Here is a 508-nt window from a genome sequence, read left to right on the forward strand (position 1 = left end):
TTGCCAGTTTCCAGCTGGGGTTACGGCAACCACCACGGCTAATCCCACCAACGCGACGATCGCGAGCGTGATGATGATGATCGGCTCGTGATATGGAATTGAATCCAGAGTTAATCTTCCAAACATGTGATTATCCTTGGTTTTCAGGCAAACAGTTCATGGAACCCGGATGTTGGGTCACGACGTTGCTGAACAGAAACGGAGGAACACGTGAGAACAGAGTGACAGGCGCAGCAACGCTTGGCTCAGCCAGCGAGCTGTATTGCTCCCAATCTTCGATTCGATCAGGGCTCGCTTTCACTTTTTGCACCCAGTTGAGGAATGCTGCGCGATCCGGCATTGCCGATGCGGTGAACTTCATCTGCGAGAAACCTTCGCCGCTGTAGTTCGACGCAAAGCCCTTGTAGTCCCCTTCGTGGTTAGCGATCAGATTCAACTTAGTCACCATGCCTGGCATCGCGTAAATCTGAGTACCCAAACGCGGGATAAAGAACGCGTTCATGATGTT

At 51.8% G+C, this 508-nt stretch carries 1 protein-coding gene; it reads right to left on the reverse strand.

The annotated features are described in order from the left end of the window. Positions 1-130: 130 nt before the first annotated feature. A partial coding sequence (locus R8N47_RS28585; protein ID WP_318186532.1) for a COX aromatic rich motif-containing protein occupies positions 131-508 on the reverse strand: 378 nt, incomplete at its 5' end.

Source organism: Vibrio sp. 2132-1, from assembly GCF_033344315.1.